Here is a 16108-nt window from a genome sequence, read left to right as displayed (position 1 = left end):
GACTCGGACTTTCACCGAGCTGATAAAGCGCCCTCACGGGCGCACGGTTCGGGGCGAAGCCCTGACGAAGGCTTTCATTTCCAAACTTTTCTTGACATCGTTTTCCTTCTGCTCATGGTGTTTCCCCAGGTCACCTGTTGTGGTACACTCCTTGAGAATTGTACCGGGTCGTGTTCGGTGAGGGGTGTTGCAAAGGGGCAAAAGAGCGGGAGTTTTTCTATGGGCATAGTGGTTTCCTTGGATGGTTTGCACCCCCTGCGGGAAAAGTTACATACACATCCGGTTTACCAGGCCGTCGATAACCTGGACCGTCTGCGCTGTTTCATGGAGCATCACATTTTTTCAGTTTGGGACTTCATGTCCTTGTTGAAATACCTTCAGGCTTGTGTTGCCCCCGCCCGCCAACCCTGGTCACCGGTCAGCGACCCGCAATTACGCCGATTCATCAACGAAATCGTCCTGGAAGAGGAGTCGGATCTGGGAATGACGGAGGTGGGAGGTGACGCAGTCTATGCCAGCCATTTCGAGCTTTATGCCCAAGCCATGCGGGAGGTTGGTGCGGATCCATCCGGAGCTCTCGCATTTGCCCACACCGCCGGGGAAGTGGGCTTTCTCGAAGCTTTGCGGCAGCATGGTTCACACGTTCCGGAAGCTTCGCGCCAATTCATGTCCGTCACCTTCGATTTCATTCGGAGTGACCAGCCTCATGTCGTTGCTGCGGCTTTTGCCCTGGGGCGCGAACACATCATACCCCCCATGTTCAGGGGATTGCTCAAGCAGATGGCCATCACTCCCGAACGGGCCCCCACTTTTCACTACTATCTGGAACGCCACATCCACCTGGATTCCGACCACCACGGCCCCCTCTCCCTTCAGTTGCTGAACGCCCTGTGTACGGGAGATTCCCTGCGCATCCGTGAGGCAGAATCCGCAGCCGCTCATGCAATCCATGCCCGGATCACCTTCTGGGACGGGGTTCTGGAGAGATTGTCAGCCATCGCCTGAAATGGCGCCTCTAGGTCGGAGCTGTACAAGGCGCCTCTCACGATGCAACACACAACCGCAGCTTTGCCAAGCCCGGGAAAGGCATATCAAGGCAGGGTCTTCGGATCACCCCCCCATGCCTGTTCTGACCACCTCTCTTTGCTTGCGGGCAATATGGGCGCCCAGATCGTCTTCCATTTTTCTGGGAATGAGGATGAATTGTGTGGCGATGCGGTAGGGCTTGCCAGCTGAAAGCTGCTTGACCAGGACAACCTGACCGTAGGCTGAATGGGCGCGGAAATCCGTGCCATTGGCACTGAGTTCCATGTTGAGTTGGATATAATCACCCTTCTTGATGATATCCTGGCTGGTACGAAAAGCCACCCCGGTGGCGCTCAGGTTGACCTGACTCTTGATCATGTGGTCGGAACTGGCAAGCCACTTTTTTTTTGCATTGATCTGGGAAATCTGGACCTTGCTCATTTCTTCGTGGAACAAACGCAATTTTTGCGTCAGTGACGGGGTCAGGGTGGCAGTCTCCTGAATAAGATTAGCGATTTCATTGTCAATTTTTTTGATAATCTCGTTTCCCTCATTAATTCTGTTGATCGCGAGAACAGGATCCATAATGGAATTTTTTTGTTGTTGTTCGACACGTTGCCGTATCAAAGTCAATACTTGGCCTAATTGTGGCGTGATTGCTGCCGGATCTGAAGACAACTCGACTGAGATTTCATGCAGCTGTACAACGCTCCCCGTGATGGCATCTTCGTCCAGCTTCCGCAAAGCCCGCTGGAACAAAACCAGCAATTCCGTGCGGAACCAGGAGAGCTGAGTCTCGGTGCGGGCGAAGCGCTTATCCAAACGTTTCAGGTTGTCGGCATACTGATCCAGGAGGTTGCGGAGACGGGTCTCCACACTGCGCACGGGCAGGCGATCATGTTGTTTGAAATACCCTTGCGCCTCCATGACATCATCCTGGCCGACGATCTTCCAGGAGAAGGCGACATCGTCGTTCACCCGAAAAGCCTGTCGGCGATTGGCGTCGTTATCTTCGTCGGCTCCGCCATCAACCCGAAACGTCGGTTCCAGAGGGGGAGGTGTGCCGGAAGGTTCCCCCTGCGGAGAAGGGGATGGCCCGTTGTTTCCCGCAGCGGCGGGAGCCCGAACGGGTTCAACCTTGGCGGGGAGAGGCTGGGAAACCGATTGTTGTGGTTTTCCGGGGTTGCCGTGGGGCTGGTTTTGTGCAGGGAGCGCCGCACCATGGCTGGCATCCACCATTTGGCAAAAGACCCGGGTCAAGCCGCTCTGACCATCCCGCGTCGTCTGGATAACCTGGGCATAACCGTGGACCAACACATAATCATCAGGGAAAAGACCCAGATGAATTTCAATATGGTCGCCATGGCGCAGGGGGGGATCTTTTTCCCAGAAGGCAAACCGCCGTCCACCGAATTGAACGGGAAGAGGGCTTTGGCGCGTCCGCCCTTGATTGCTTTCCGGACGAACCAAGGACAGAAGTACGTCCAATTTGTCTTCGAGACTCGTAAAAGAATGAATCCTCTTGCCCTGGGACGATTGTTTGAAGGGAGTCCCGGGAGGGAATGTCGGCAGATTCTTGGCGAAAAACGACTCCAGGTCGGTGCGGGTAAAGGGGAGCTTGCCATCGGTCCGGAATTGCTGGACACGCATGGTGACCATGCGGCGCGTGACTTTACGCCACCAGAAAGGCACGTCGGGTTTCAGGCGGGTGAAGGCCTTGCCCTGGGCGAGCGAAAAGGGATTGGTACCGCCAACTTTGGTAGATTCGCCCATGGTGCGATCAAACCTGTTTCTTGGCGCGCAGGCGCTCGGCTTGGCGTTTGAAAATGTGTTGGATGATGGACTCCCGGTCCTGGCTCAGGATGGGTTCAAAGTTGCAGGCCACCTTGTCCAGGTCATTTTGGTCCTTGTGACGGACATGAACAATCCGGGCATAGCATTCGATGACGGCCAATGCATCGGGAGAAAGGGCCAGTCGAACGTGCAAAACCTCTCCGATAGCCAGCGGTACGTCCCGTTCCCAGAAGGCCAACCCGCCCCCACTCAGATTGATGGGCGTGGGCACCAAAGGTTGCTGTTGCTCTCCCGGGTGAAACAGACGGATGAGAAAATTGAGTTTCATATCCAGACGCGAGAGTATTCGGGCAAGATTGGGTTCGTCGCGCTCCAACAGTTTCAGTTTGTCACCGATATCCATGGAACTGAGCAGGGCGTTGACATCCCCTGTCTTGGCGGGAAACTCCCGATGTTTCTCGTAGTGAAGAAGAATTTTGCTGATCTCTTCCTCGGGGATAATGGTCCAGGCAAAGGGAAGCATGTCGTCGATACGAACAAACTCCCGTTGCTGTTTTTCAACACTGGTCAATCCTTGGGCTGGCATGGCTTTTATTGCATCCTGGGTGGGTTTACTGAAGATTGGTACAGTGCTTTGGAGAGAACCCTGGTCGAAAAAGCCCGGCCAGGATCTGGACAAGGCTTTAATCTTTTTCTTCAGAAAGACTTGATTCAGGAATCGAACAGGGCCTTGATCTTTTCCTTGTTTGGGTTGCGGACGACCCCTTTCTCCGTGATGATGGCCGAGATCAATTCGGCAGGTGTCACGTCGAAGGCGGGGTTGCGCACATGCACGCCTTCGGCGGCAACGCGGCGGCCCTGGAAATGGGTCACCTCCTCGGGCGGTCGCTCCTCGATGGGTATCTCGGAGCCGCGCAAGGTATTCAGGTCAATGGTGGAGAGAGGGGCAGCCACCAGGAAGGGGATACCGTTGCGATTGGCCAAAACGGCATGGGTGTAGGTGCCAATTTTATTGGCTGCGTCACCGTTTGCAGCAATGCGGTCGGCGCCGACGACGATCATGTCGATCTCCCCCTGACTCATCAGGTGACCAGCCATGCTGTCGGTAATCAGGGTCGTGTGGATCCCCTCCTTGACCAACTCCCAGGCAGTCAGGCGTGCTCCCTGGAGATAGGGGCGGGTCTCGCAGGCTATGACCCGGATGGATTTGTCCGCGTCGTGGGCGGCGCGGATGACGCCCAGCGCCGTGCCGTACCCCGCAGTGGCCAGGGCGCCCGCATTGCAATGCGTCATGATGGTCAGGGGACGGTTATCCGGGGGGTGGATGAGTGAGGCCCCATGTTGTCCAATGGCCCGGCAGGAGGCAACATCTTCCCGGTGGATGGTTTCGGCTTCGGCAAGGAGCCGGGCAGGCAGTGTGGCAGGTGTGGGATGCAAGGCAATCACTTGGCGCATACGGGCAACGGCCCACCCGAGATTGATGGCTGTTGGCCGACTGGCCAGCAGGGCCGCACAGCCAGGTTCCAGCGCCTGCTCCCACTGGCCCGTGACACCCTGTTGGGCCAGGCGATGGGCCTCGACAGCCACGCCAAAGGCAGCCGCGCAGCCGATGGCCGGGGCGCCGCGAATCACCATGGAACGGATGGCCTCTGCCACCTCGGCGGCGCTGGTATACTCCAGATAGATCTCCCGGTCCGGAAGAAGACGCTGATCAAGCATCCGTACTTTTCCCTGACGCCACACCACCACATCGAAAAGACTCATGTGCTTCCCCGCTCGTTTCTTGCCGGAAGGTTCATGATGGATTCTCCGCCTTCGGAATATGGAGCATGGCCCCCCCGAAGATCAAGAGTTTGGTTTGCAGGCCGTCACGACACTCCACTCCTCCCATGATCGGGTCCGAATGTGTTCGAGTCCGGACTCTCTGCATGCAGCCACGATTTTTTCCTCCTGGGAGACCAGGATCCCCGAGAGAATCAAGTGACCTCCCGGGTTTAAAATATCGGCCATGCCAGGCGCATCGCCTTGCCGGGATCCTGCCCTGACCGAGAGCATATCCAACAGGACGGATGCCAGAATGTTGGCAGTCACCGTATGGAACTTTCCCCCGGCACTCCCCACATGCCTGGGAATCAGGCTTGTTTCCAGACAACGAAATACGGGGAACCCTTCCTGAAAGTTGCGGCGATAATTTTCCTGGCTGGTGGAGACGGCAATGGGGTCAAGATCCGTAGCGGTCACCGAGTTTGCCCGCAACTGGGCCGCCGCGACCGACAGGATACCAGAACCGGTCCCCAGGTCCAGGAAATCCCCCAAGGGTTGGAGGGCAGCCCGCTCCTCCATGGCGACAAGGCATCCTTGAGTTGTGGCATGCGAGCCACTCCCAAAAGCCATTTGGGGATCAAGGCGGATGATCATTCGGGATGGATCCGGTTCCGGTGTGATCCAGGTGGGAACGATCAGAAACCGGTCGCCAACCTTCTGGGCCGCAAGTCCGGCCTTCCACCCCTCCTGCCAATCCTGATCTTCCAGACGCAGCCATTGCAGGGGGATTTCCGTTGTCACGCCCAGAGAAACAAGGAAAAGTCGCAGCTCCCATTCCGTGGACAATGGATCGTGATCGGGGGGATAGTGCGCGATGATCTGGCACTCGACAAACTTTTCCTCCGAAGAGAACACCCCCTTGGATGATGCATCCTTGAGCGTGACCGCCGTGGCAGCCCCGGTCAGGAGAAAATCACACACCCGTTCGCCGAGGGGCGATTGCCGGCCCGAGGTCAGGAAAAAACGTAATTCCCAGGTCATGGTCATCCTTGAAGTGTTGACAGATTGTCGGGATCCGCAGTATAAACCACCCACCGAAACGGGGCACCGTTTAGTGGGTTCCCGTTTTCCTGCCTCTCCCGGGTATGTGCCTAGGTAGCTCAGTTGGTAGAGCAGAGGACTGAAAATCCTCGTGTCGGTGGTTCGATTCCGCCCCTGGGCACCATTTTTTCCCTCCCGGAAACTCTCCGACCATCCTCGTTGCAAACCCCCGCTCTGTTCCATTGAAGTGTCCCTCGGCTGCAACTCCAAGGAGGATCATCGTACCACGGGGGCTTTCCTGAATTCGGTTTGGGACGTGGAGTCATACCAGTGCAGCATTGTCCTCTATGCGATGCCGATCTCTTCCCAACGGTCAAACGGGCCGGTTTGCCGCTGCAATCCTGTCCTGCCTGCGGCTTTGTGGCCATTGACCTGGAGCAGTGGCAATCCCCCTACGCTGGCGGAGAGTACTACGCCGACCTGACGGCGCCCCACGTAGATTGGCAACGTTCTTTTCTGCAGCATCGTGTTGCCGGGGTCCGTCGCTTTCTGCCATCTGGATACGTTTTGGAGTTGGGTGCTGGCATCGGCGAAACGGCTCTGGCCCTGGCACAGGCTGGCTATCGTGTCGATGCCGTCGAGGAGAGCCCAAAGGCGGTATCCTATCTGCAAGCCAACCATCCCACAGTGAGCTGGCACCAAGCCGAGATTCTGGATTATCTTGCGCACACCCCAGATGCAACATACGATGCCGTAACTCTGTTCCATGTCCTGGAGCACATCCCGCGCCCCCACCGTCTGGCCAAGGAGTTGTCGCGTGTTGTCTCCTCTGGCGGCATTGCGGCGATTGAGCTGCCCAATCTTGCCGGACTTCAAGCCAGGCTCAAGGGGGAACGTTGGCATTACCTTCAGGCGCACCATGTCAATTATTTTCACTTGGGCACCTTGCAACGCCTGATGGAACCCCATGGTTTCGAGCTGCTCGGTCATGAGGAAAAATATCATTTCAGCCACCCCCAGGGGGTTTTGTGGAAAGACCGGATCAAATCCCTGTTAGCCAAAATCGGGTTTGCCGACATTCTCTGCACCTGGTGGCGTCGTTCGACCATGCGATGACCACCTCCCGGCAACTCTCCTTGCGGATTTTTCCCGTGTTGCCGCCGCTCCGCACGGCATCATCGGAATCATTATCCTGGGTCAGGGTTGACGTATGAAGGCAAATCCGGCGCAGGTGTCGTGGGGATGGATGCATGCATCCCCACTGATTTATGCCCTGCGGTGCCTTTCAGGTGGCTCCCCATGGACCCTGACCAAACGCAGCTACAGGCTGTGGCGTTTGGCTGGAGAGATGCTGACAACCGCAACCCGACCTGGCCTGCCGGTCCGGCTGCAAGTGGAGATCACCGACCTTTGCAATTTAAAATGCCGCATGTGCGCCCGGGAGTACCTGGAAGGGATGAATTCCGGTTGCCTGCCCATGGAACGTTTCACCGGGTTGATCCAGGAGATCCAACCATTCTATGTCACCCTGAATGGTCTTGGCGAACCCTTGCTGGACAGAGAAGTATTTGATAAACTTGAGTACTTGCATCGACAAGGCATCATGACGGCCATGCCGACCAATGGTACGGTGCTGCGCCATGAGCGTCTGGAACAACTGGCCCGGCACCTGCCGGCGATCTTGACATTTTCGCTGGACGGAGCCACTCCAGAGAGCTACGAAACCATCCGCCTGCGTGGAAATTTCGCCCGCATCATTGGCAATTACAAGGCCTTGGCAGAGCGTTTCCGTCGTGGAGAGACCCGACAGGGCGCCATCATTCGGGTGCTGACCGTCCTGCAAAAAACCAATTTGTACGACCACCGACCCATGTTCCATCTGTTGCGGGAGATGGAGCTCCTTGACCGGTACTCTTTGGTACCCGTTTTCGACTACGCTCCCGACCCAACATCGCTCCATCCGCAAATCCCCTCACCCCGGGAGCTGACCCATTTCCAACACCGAATCGAGCAGGATATCAGGGAAGCCGCCTCGCCGGAGGAGGGCCATTTTTACCGTCAATGGCGCGATTCGGCTGCACTCTGGCAAGTTCCGCATGATGTCCTGCCAAAGCCCGACACGGGTCTGTCCTGTGTCGTTCCCTGGTACAACACCTACGTAGATGCCAAAGGGCGGGTCTACCCTTGCTGCTATCTGGTCAATACCCAACATGTGATGGGGCATCTCGACCAGGACTCATTTACCGGGATTTGGCACGGTCCGGCCTATGAGGATTTTCGGAGAAGAGTGGCCCTGGATCGTTCCCGCCTGACCGGCTGCGCAACCTGTCCCAGAAATGATCGGGGGCTCTTGCGTCAATTACGCTGGATCAGGCCGTTTTCCCGCAACAACTTCGCCCTTACACCTCACGAACCGCAGGGGTAGTGGCCTCCACGTAGAGACTCTCTGCTTCGCGTTCCCGCAAGTCCAAGTCCCCCGGGTCAGGAATGGTCGTCTCTCCAGGTAACATCGGGCGCGGATGCCGGAAGCCGTGTTCGGACAAAAACGTACAGAGGGAGCGAGCATCGTATAAATGCTTGTGTCCGCGGTCACCCGCCAGCAGAAACAACAAACGGCTTTTCCAGCTCCGCACATCGGTGCGCGTCAGGAGGGTCTGGGTCAGGAAGGCATCCCCGTCACGATCTTTCATATAATTCAGAATCATGGCCTCCAAATCCGGAACGGCCAGACGCATGATGCCACCGGGACGGAGAACACGTCCGGCCTCGTGCAAAAATTGAACGGCGGCATCTCTGTCCAAATGCTCCAGCATATGGGAACTATACAGGACATCAACCTGTCCATCCCGAAAGGGAAGTGCGCGGGCATCGGCGTACCCTATGTTGCAGGAGCGGCAAAATGCCATAAAATCTGCCTGGCCCTGGTCGATGATGGACAACTTGACCAGGGCGGAGATCCATCCAGAGGGGAGACGCGCCAATCGAACACTGAGCGAGTTATCAAAGTTGTCCCAACCTGGAGTTGGCGTTTGTCCACAACCGATATTGACGCGCATATCGGCTCAAATCCTGGAGGAATCCGATACGGGGTGGTGTCGCACCTTCTCCTGCCGCTGGGAACTGGCCTGAACGGCCTTTTGCAGAAGATGCTGCAAACCCGGCTTCGGTTGCAGTTCGAGGAGAATCTGGTAGCTGAACAGCCCTTTGGAGACGCGGATCAACCACTTGTTCATGACCAACAAAAATCTTGACAAGGTATTGTGGCCCACCGCCAATGGATAGGGCGCGGGAATCCCCTGAGTACGAAGCACCTTGAACCCACGCTCTTCAAAGAGCTGTCTGAAGGAGGCAAAGGTAAACAAACGAAGGTGCGTGAAATCAAGAATACCGCGTCTGCAATAACGGAAGGCCCCGAACAGCAATCTGAAACGGACAAAAATAAAGGCGACATTTCCAGTTGTTGCCAGAACACGGGTGTCAGGGTTGGCCCCACAAGCCCGGTGGAGATCAAGCACAAAAGCCTCTGGATCGGAAAGATGCTCCACGACATCCAACAAGATAACGTGTGAATGGTTGCCAGGATTGTCAGGCAAGGTGTTGCAGCGCCAGTCATGGATGATGCAGGCGTCCAGCCCCGCTTTGTCGGTTCGCTCCCGTTCATCCACACCTGTTACCCGGCACTTTTTTTCCCGCAGTGCGCAATCCATATCGTCATCGGGACAACCGACATCGAGAACTGTGGCGCCACCCGGAATGGCATCGACGATCACCCTTTGCGAAGAGTCGAAGGTCAATTTGGATACAGCTGACTGAGCGGACGGGTCGTTCCCATGCAGGTCAAATTTTCGATGGTAGAAAATGCCGAGGGGCTGCATGCGCACAACCGTGGTGACTTTGACCACATCCCAGGCGTATTTCAAACCATTGACGTGGCACACTTCATCACCATAGAAGGTGGGAATGGGGTGTTCGCGAATACGCAATCCTGCGTTGACAAACTGGATGATGATTTCCGTATCAAAATGGAAATCGCTGGTGTTCAATTGGAAAGGCACCCGCTGTAAAGCGGAGGTCCGATAGAGTCGATAACCGGAGTGAAATTCGGAAAGGTTTGATTTTAGAAGTATATTTTGATATGCCGTCAATATTTTGTTGCCGACATATTTATAGAAAGGCATCCCCCCCTGGATGGCGGCAAAACGGCCCATCATGCGGGATCCAAACAAGGCCATGGCATCCTGGTCGAGGAGGGATTGCAGAAGTTCCGGCAATTTTTCCGGGGCATATTGGCCATCGCCATGCAGAAGCGCCACGACATCAAACCCGTGTTGAATCGCATAGTGGAACCCAATCTTCTGGTTGCCACCATAGCCCTGGTTGACCGGGTTGAACAGGACTGTCAGCGGAAACGGAAAGCTGCCACTCTCCTGATACGCCAGGGCTTTTTCAAAAGTTTCATCCTGGGACGCATCATCGATGATCAAAACCTCGGTATCATGTTGGGCCAATTCCCTGGGAATGCGTGCGAGAACATTGGCAATGGTCCGTTCTGCATTATAGGAGACGATAAAGATCAGGAACCGGCAACGCATGACAAACCTTCCATGTTGAGTGTCGGGCTAAAGGCGACCTTCTGGATGGGTAACTATTCAGTACCGAAAAGCCTGGATATGAAAGCCTTTGTCAGGGCTTCGCCCCGAACCCCACCAGGACGCTGCCAAGGCCCTGCCAGGGAGACAGCCCCCTGGACCCCGATTCGTTGCCGGGTGGTGAATAGTTGCCTGGATGGTACCCGCTTTTTCGTGCCAGGCCAACACCTCAGCAGAGGAGATCCACGGCGCTCTGCAGGGTCCGTCGATACCTCTCCCAGGAGAGGCTCTCCGCCCGGCGGCGGGCCATGCGGCCCATGTGGGGAATTTTTTCCCGATTCCGGGCAAACCAGGCGAGGTGGCCAACCAGTTCATCCAGATTCCCGCTTTGGAAAACCCGTCCGCAATCCTCATCAAGAATGTCCGGGCCACAGGTGGCATCACTGCACAAGGCCGGCAAACCACAGGCCATCGCCTCGGTGACCACCAATCCAAACCCCTCGAAAAAGGATGGAAAGACGAATACGTCAGCATCCTGGAACGCCGAGCGCAGCCCGTCGGACGCCAAATGACCGAAGTATACAACCCCTTTTGGCAACTTTTTTTTCCAGGCATCTGCCAGGGCCCAGCTGCCGACCAACACGAGTTCAGCGTCTGGAAGGGAGGCCTTCTCCCAGGCCTGCAACAGCAATGGCGTTCCTTTGCGTAGCGAAAGATGGCCCGCATAGATGAACCGCAAAGACCGAGGTGAATCTCTCCCCGTCTCTTTGGGGTGCCATTGCAGGGTATCCACGCCGTAGGGCACCACGAACACCTTCTTGTCGGCATGGCGCAGAATGGTTTGTTTGGCAAAACTGGTTGCGGTGAACACAACGTCGGCCAATGCCATTTCCTCTCTTTTTTGTTCAGGCCGGACGAAGCGATTTTGCACCACGCCTCCCATGGGGACCGAATCGGCGTACTTCGCAACAATTTTTTTGAAGATCTCTTCCCACGCCGGGTAGTAGCCGATGGGCATCTCGTACAGGCATGGCTTCCCCTGGGCACGGGCGGCCAGGAATCCCCCCAGGGCGCAATCCTCGAAGCTGTGAACGGCATCGGCCTGTGAACAATGGCGAGCCAGGGTTGACATCAACCAATCGTTGGCTTGATAGGCCAGGGTCTCGTCCACGTGGGAAAGGCCGAGGCGATCCGCCAGGAGACGACGGCCCATGCGCTGCCACTCCCCCCATCGATCCTGAATGATCCGGGCATGGTCCAGTGGCGGGAAGCGACGCCGTCGCACGCGCCTGGCCAACTCCTGAAGACCGGGAAGCCGGGTGAGAAAATCGATCTCCCGGGAGGTGGGCAGCCAGGCAATACAGAACGCCAGCAGGCGATTCCGCTCATAGTGGGCCAACGCGGCATGGTGTGCATTGGGGTTACCGCTGGGATGCCCGAAAAGGATCCGCACCTCGCCTCCTGCTCTCTCAGATTCCGACCCGGCTTGTTTTAATTTTATGAGGTTGCTTATCGGTGGAAAAACGTGGTTTATAAGCCACAAGTCCGATCGAAAAGGGAGGCCATCCCGTCAAGCGACCCAGCAGGGGATCCAGAAGAGGCGGAAGGAGACGCAAAGGCAGTGTCAACCCCCAGACCAACAGGGGATGGTTGCGCGACAACAAGCGAAATGCCCAAGTCATCTTCTGGCTCAGAAAACCGCCACAGTAGGAGATCTCCTCGGTTATCAATCCCGCATGTTGGCAAAGTTCGATGAGCATCGCAGATGAATATCCCCGCCTGACATGCCAGCCATCCTCGACATCGCTGAAAGGGCCATTATCGCTGGGAGAGATGGCCCGGTAGTTGAGGAAAGGTGCAGTCAGCAACAGGCGACCGCCCGGTTGAAGGCACTCTGCCATGGCCTGCATGAGGCGGCGATCATCCAGGACATGTTCGATGGCCTCCAGACAGATGGCCACATGAAATTTCTGCCGAAGATCCCTGCGTTCGGCGAGAAAACGAATGTCCTGAATTTCAAAACTGGCCCCTGGGGCGTGGCACATATGCGCCCGATCCGAGGCCACCTGTTGGTTCCGCTGATCCCAGCTTAATCCCAAAGCAAGATAACCAAGACGGGCCGCGCCAATGCTGAAGGCCCCATTGCCACACCCGACATCCAGTAGAAGGTCCTTGCCGGTACGTCTTGGCAAGTGCCGGCGCAACCAGCGCCAGCGGTCCAACACCAGCAAATCGCCATGAAGCAAAAGCACTGGAAAACCAAGGATGCGCACCAGGAGGGATTTATCCATGCGATTTTCTTCTCACACGACGAAGATCCGGCACCCACCACTCGTGCGGCTGGCCGTTGCCGATGACACCCAGAGGGCGAGGCGCCCTCCTCCTCCAGGTCACTCTTTCATCCGATCCGGTCGCCGGAGTTCCTTCCCTCTCGATCAAGCAACCCCTCTTTGGGTCTCCGAACAAGCGCGAGCCACTGCCGTACCGTGTCAGGTTGCATACCCAACTCCTTCGCCTTGGCCTCGACGTGAGACTCCGAGGTCATGAACCGGCCACCGCGCAAAGCGATGCGCAAGAAAGCCGCCTGATCGACTGCCATCATTCACCTCCCTGTGAATGGACTTCCGTAAATGACAGTCAGCTACTTCGCAATATTCAAGCCATTTGACCAGGTTGACACCACGGCACAGATTCGGAGCTGGCAGGGGAGCATCAGACAAAAAAAACAACAGGAAGAACAACGTTCAGTCCCGATTGGCTGCGCCGACAAGGCACCGCTCCAAATGAAGCATGGGCACGGCAGATCCGTCAGGGGTGTGACGGGTCTCCATGGCATAGGGGCGAAAGCCAAGATGGTGATACATGAGAAGGGCAGGCGTATTGTCGCTGAAGCAAGAGAGTCGAACCATCCGAACCTGATGGCGGGAACGGGCAATCTGGACCATCCCCTCGACCAGAAAACGACCACCCCCTCGGCCACGGCAGGAACCGTCAACGATGACATGACCAATAAAACAGCCCTCCCCTTGCCGAAGGTCATACAGGTCGGCAAAACCAACTGCTTCATCGTGCCACAGGAGAAGCGTCTGATCCGATCGGCTCTGAAAGGAACCTTGCTCCAACTGTTCGGGAGTCAGGGGGTAGTGAGCCTTGGGAAAAAAACGGAACAATTCTATTGGGTTGTGCAAAAACCCACAGACAATGGGGATATCAGCGCGGGTCGCGCTCCGAAGGGAAAACATGGTGAACCTATCCTGAATCTGCGAGGGAATCCATCGCCCGAGACTATCGCAAATGCTTCGGGATGCAAAGCCTCCCCCCGGTCGTCAAAATCATGTCACAACAAGGCCGTTAAATAGAGGCTTTATTTTCAACAGATTCAAGATGCACGCGCCGAAAATGTCAAGATATTGGCAAGTTTGCGCCTTCAATCGTTTTTTGGTGGTGCTGAATAGATACGAAGTGATATACATTTTTTTGCTGGGGGGTTAGAATGTTTTGCAGGGTGTCCTGCGTGACCCCCGCCTCTTCCATCGGCGCACAGTCGGGTACGCTGGGGGTGGCATCACAAAACATGTAAGAGGTTTACGAATCAGCCATGAAACACACCAATAAATTCGCGTCATTGTCATTGCCATCCGCTTGTGCCCTGTTCGCCGGGTTGGCGTGTCTCCTCCCCGGATCTCCATCCGCTCAGGGTGGTGATCCGGGCAGCGCGTCTCATGCCCTCACCAAACCGTCCGTGGAAGCCTCTTCATCGTCAATCGTCTGGAGTGTCAACCCGTATGCCTCACACAAATTGGCGCCATCTCTCCTGCCAGGCAACGATGGGGCCCTTCTCCAAACGGATCCCCAACAGGAAGTTGAACCACTGAACCAAACCTCCGGGTACTCCCTGGGCCTGAATTGGACCGCCCTGCCAAGTCAGGGCCCCTGGAGCATCAATGGCCGGATAGCCTATTCGGTCAATCCTGACAGGTCGGATGTTCGTGATCAGGTGGCTGACAATGTGTTCAATCACATCTCCAGCACTTTGGCAGCAGGATACGCCTTCCATGACTGGGAACCCTACATGTCGCTCACGGTCGACAAAAAGGTCTCCTCTGACGACTCCGCCCAGTACGGTATGTCCCCTCGCGGGGCCAATGTCGCCATGGGGGCACGGTTTGATTTCTCGGACTATTTGACCGGAGAGGTCGCGACATCCCGTTCTCTTTTGATGCGCAACCAGGGCCAGATCGAGGAGAGAAATATTCTGGGTAACATTCGTCTTGCGTTCTGAGCAGGCCTTGAGACCCGCGAGGCGACTATCCCCCCGGACCAGACCGCTGCACAAGGAACGTGCTTCCACTCCCCTCGGGGAGTTCCAGGACTGTGGCTTGGCCCGGCCAGATTTCGAGGGTGTGTTTCCCGGCTACGCCACTTTGATCGTACAGGCGCACCACAGCCTGGTCATCCAGCCGCAAGCCTGACCAGATCAGGCCCGTCTCTCGTGGGCCCGGGTAGGCGAAATGCAAAACTTCGCCCTGATCGAGGAAATCTTTGTAGGCCAGCATTTCGTCATTAACGGCTACGGCGTCACTGACTTCGGCGATGGCCCTGTCCCAATGGCCGGCGTGAACGGGGTTGAACACCTGCATGCCGTCCACACCCCGCAGCCACAAGTGTCGCAAAGCCTCCCGGTAGGCTTCCCGGCTCATGATCGGAATTTTTTGTTTGGGATGATCGGGAACCCAGCGCGCCACCCAGGGAATGACTTGCATGTACGGGGCCTGCCGCTGCAAATTCCAACCATTGTCGGACACTTGGCGCAACATGACGTGCATGAAGAAACGGTCTACGTGCTCCTGATCCCTTGGATCTTCCTGACGCCACTCACTGATCCAGGCAGTGTCGATGGCATAGGCAACAGGTGAAGTTGCCGTGAACAGGGTCGGTCCCAAGGGTGGATGAGGTTCACCATACCAGTCGCGCACAGGCCGCTCAGGGGAAGAGAGGGTCATCACCCAGTTGGTGATGGAGGCCTTGGGATAAAATTCCCGAATAGGAGCCGCCACATAGGTCGACATCAAATTCACCCAAAACTGACGCCGAAAATGAAGGAAATCTTTGCGGCTCGACAAAGCCTTGCGTGGCAAAAGTTCGCGGAAAGCGGGTGTTCCCTGCACCATGTCATAGGCCGCCATGCTGGGCTGGCCTTCAAAGTCCAGCCAGAAGGCATCCACCTTCACGCCGGCTTGACGAAAGGCGCGCAAGGTGGTGCGAAACCCATCGGCGGCCCGCGCCCATTCGGTCAAATCACCTGGAGAAAAGCTCTTGCCATCGCGATTCTCACCCTTATAGGGCCAAATCCCTCCCCGTGCATCCAGGACAATGACCGGCGACCCGGCCTTCTGCAAAGCCAGAGCGGCAGGAATCTGTTTGCTGTCCAGCCGGATGGTGCGGGTCAACCCCCGCTCAAGCAACATACGGACAACATCAGGCGGCAAAACTCCATGGCCACCTGATTCCCACAAAATCAAGGGAAAACGCTCCCCACGCAGGTGCTTCAGGGGTGGAATCTCATCCCGTATCACCTGGATCCACGCCAGGGGAGCGTTGCCGCCCTGCTTCGCGGCAGGAGGGACAGGTTTCTCTCCGCCAAAGGCCTGCACGGAGAAAAAAACAACCAAAAACAATATTGTCCACCATGCAGGCTGCATAACCGTCAGACCTGTCCAGAACGTTCGTCAACTGGGACTGGCCGTTTCCTTGTCATCAGGTTTAAATTCAGGTTTGGTATCTTGGGGCACAACGGGATTCTGCTCCGTCTTTTCTTCCTTTTGATCCCCTTGGACCTCTCCTGGATCCTTGTTACCCAGCTTCTCTTCGGCGGGCACCGCCTGCTGTTGTTG

The 16108-nt window shown here is 56.4% G+C and carries 15 protein-coding genes and 1 tRNA gene; 5 read left to right on the top strand and 11 right to left on the bottom strand.

What is annotated here, in order from left to right:
- Positions 1 to 219: 219 nt before the first annotated feature.
- A complete protein-coding gene (locus HQL63_09715) occupies positions 220 to 1005 on the top strand; it encodes a DUF3050 domain-containing protein (protein ID MBF0177108.1) in 786 nt (261 codons plus the stop codon).
- A gap of 105 nt (positions 1006 to 1110) precedes the next feature.
- On the opposite strand, the gene HQL63_09710 is transcribed toward HQL63_09715, so the two are convergent.
- From HQL63_09710 to HQL63_09695, 4 genes are all read right to left on the bottom strand, one after another.
- On the bottom strand, positions 1111 to 2799 hold the full coding sequence (locus HQL63_09710) for a hypothetical protein (GenBank protein MBF0177107.1): 1689 nt from the start codon (positions 2797 to 2799) through the stop codon (positions 1111 to 1113).
- A gap of 7 nt (positions 2800 to 2806) precedes the next feature.
- Positions 2807 to 3406 (bottom strand): PilZ domain-containing protein, encoded by a 600-nt coding sequence (locus HQL63_09705; protein ID MBF0177106.1) that lies wholly within the window; start codon positions 3404 to 3406, stop codon positions 2807 to 2809.
- A 125-nt stretch (positions 3407 to 3531) separates the two neighbouring features.
- Positions 3532 to 4584 carry an S-methyl-5-thioribose-1-phosphate isomerase gene (gene mtnA / locus HQL63_09700; protein ID MBF0177105.1) on the bottom strand — a complete coding sequence of 351 codons (1053 nt, stop codon included), beginning with the start codon at positions 4582 to 4584 and terminating at the stop codon, positions 3532 to 3534.
- Positions 4585 to 4665: 81 nt separating this feature from the next.
- Complete coding sequence (locus HQL63_09695) at positions 4666 to 5625, bottom strand: 50S ribosomal protein L11 methyltransferase (GenBank protein MBF0177104.1); 960 nt, start codon at positions 5623 to 5625, stop codon at positions 4666 to 4668.
- 108 nt (positions 5626 to 5733) lie between these two features.
- Here HQL63_09695 and HQL63_09690 point away from each other — a divergent pair.
- The 3 genes from HQL63_09690 to HQL63_09680 all read left to right on the top strand — a co-directional run bounded on the left by HQL63_09690 (position 5734) and on the right by HQL63_09680 (position 8050).
- A tRNA-Phe gene (locus HQL63_09690) sits at positions 5734 to 5809 on the top strand.
- A gap of 146 nt (positions 5810 to 5955) precedes the next feature.
- On the top strand, positions 5956 to 6741 hold the full coding sequence (locus HQL63_09685) for a methyltransferase domain-containing protein (protein ID MBF0177103.1): 786 nt from the start codon (positions 5956 to 5958) through the stop codon (positions 6739 to 6741).
- Between the two features lie 130 nt (positions 6742 to 6871).
- The gene (locus tag HQL63_09680) at positions 6872 to 8050 is read left to right on the top strand and encodes a radical SAM protein (GenBank protein MBF0177102.1); all 1179 of its coding nucleotides are present in this window, start codon (positions 6872 to 6874) and stop codon (positions 8048 to 8050) included.
- Here the strand turns inward: HQL63_09680 and HQL63_09675 are convergent.
- The 6 genes from HQL63_09675 to HQL63_09650 form a co-directional block, all read right to left on the bottom strand.
- A complete protein-coding gene (locus HQL63_09675; protein ID MBF0177101.1) occupies positions 8025 to 8681 on the bottom strand; it encodes a methyltransferase domain-containing protein in 657 nt (218 codons plus the stop codon). The two genes, HQL63_09680 and HQL63_09675, sit on opposite strands and share 26 nt — an antisense overlap.
- A 6-nt stretch (positions 8682 to 8687) precedes the next feature.
- Entirely contained in the window at positions 8688 to 10217 is a 1530-nt protein-coding gene (locus HQL63_09670; protein ID MBF0177100.1) for a glycosyltransferase, read from the bottom strand.
- 226 nt (positions 10218 to 10443) lie between these two features.
- The gene (locus HQL63_09665) at positions 10444 to 11667 is read right to left on the bottom strand and encodes a glycosyltransferase family 4 protein (protein MBF0177099.1); all 1224 of its coding nucleotides are present in this window, start codon (positions 11665 to 11667) and stop codon (positions 10444 to 10446) included.
- A gap of 16 nt (positions 11668 to 11683) precedes the next feature.
- Complete coding sequence (locus tag HQL63_09660) at positions 11684 to 12505, bottom strand: methyltransferase domain-containing protein (protein MBF0177098.1); 822 nt, start codon at positions 12503 to 12505, stop codon at positions 11684 to 11686.
- A gap of 107 nt (positions 12506 to 12612) precedes the next feature.
- Positions 12613 to 12816, bottom strand: coding sequence for a hypothetical protein (locus HQL63_09655; protein MBF0177097.1), 204 nt, complete (start codon positions 12814 to 12816; stop codon positions 12613 to 12615).
- Positions 12817 to 12958: 142 nt separating this feature from the next.
- Positions 12959 to 13456, bottom strand: a complete 498-nt coding sequence (locus HQL63_09650; protein ID MBF0177096.1) for a GNAT family N-acetyltransferase — start codon at positions 13454 to 13456, stop codon at positions 12959 to 12961.
- A gap of 356 nt (positions 13457 to 13812) precedes the next feature.
- Between HQL63_09650 and HQL63_09645 the strand changes: the two genes are divergently transcribed.
- Complete coding sequence (locus tag HQL63_09645; GenBank protein MBF0177095.1) at positions 13813 to 14496, top strand: hypothetical protein; 684 nt, start codon at positions 13813 to 13815, stop codon at positions 14494 to 14496.
- A gap of 25 nt (positions 14497 to 14521) precedes the next feature.
- Here HQL63_09645 and HQL63_09640 read toward each other — a convergent pair whose 3' ends face one another.
- Positions 14522 to 15892, bottom strand: coding sequence for a hypothetical protein (locus HQL63_09640; GenBank protein MBF0177094.1), 1371 nt, complete (start codon positions 15890 to 15892; stop codon positions 14522 to 14524).
- Positions 15893 to 16108: the final 216 nt, after the last annotated feature.

The sequence above is a fragment of the Magnetococcales bacterium genome, assembly GCA_015231175.1.
Lineage (GTDB): Bacteria > Pseudomonadota > Magnetococcia > Magnetococcales > DC0425bin3 > HA3dbin3.
Note: the sequence above shows the minus strand (reverse complement) of the source record. Positions and strands in the feature narration are given on the sequence as shown.

Bases quoted from the DNA above. Each gene is read 5' to 3' on its own strand.
- HQL63_09715 (MBF0177108.1), top strand. From the start codon at position 220: ATGGGCATAGTGGTTTCCTTGGATGGTTTGCACCCCCTGCGGGAAAAG.
- HQL63_09710 (MBF0177107.1), bottom strand. From the start codon at position 2,799: ATGGGCGAATCTACCAAAGTTGGCGGTACCAATCCCTTTTCGCTCGCC.
- HQL63_09705 (MBF0177106.1), bottom strand. From the start codon at position 3,406: ATGCCAGCCCAAGGATTGACCAGTGTTGAAAAACAGCAACGGGAGTTT.
- mtnA (MBF0177105.1), bottom strand. From the start codon at position 4,584: ATGAGTCTTTTCGATGTGGTGGTGTGGCGTCAGGGAAAAGTACGGATG.
- HQL63_09695 (MBF0177104.1), bottom strand. From the start codon at position 5,625: ATGACCTGGGAATTACGTTTTTTCCTGACCTCGGGCCGGCAATCGCCC.
- HQL63_09680 (MBF0177102.1), top strand. From the start codon at position 6,872: ATGCATGCATCCCCACTGATTTATGCCCTGCGGTGCCTTTCAGGTGGC.
- HQL63_09675 (MBF0177101.1), bottom strand. From the start codon at position 8,681: ATGCGCGTCAATATCGGTTGTGGACAAACGCCAACTCCAGGTTGGGAC.
- HQL63_09670 (MBF0177100.1), bottom strand. From the start codon at position 10,217: ATGCGTTGCCGGTTCCTGATCTTTATCGTCTCCTATAATGCAGAACGG.
- HQL63_09660 (MBF0177098.1), bottom strand. From the start codon at position 12,505: ATGGATAAATCCCTCCTGGTGCGCATCCTTGGTTTTCCAGTGCTTTTG.
- HQL63_09655 (MBF0177097.1), bottom strand. From the start codon at position 12,816: ATGATGGCAGTCGATCAGGCGGCTTTCTTGCGCATCGCTTTGCGCGGT.
- HQL63_09650 (MBF0177096.1), bottom strand. From the start codon at position 13,456: ATGTTTTCCCTTCGGAGCGCGACCCGCGCTGATATCCCCATTGTCTGT.
- HQL63_09645 (MBF0177095.1), top strand. From the start codon at position 13,813: ATGAAACACACCAATAAATTCGCGTCATTGTCATTGCCATCCGCTTGT.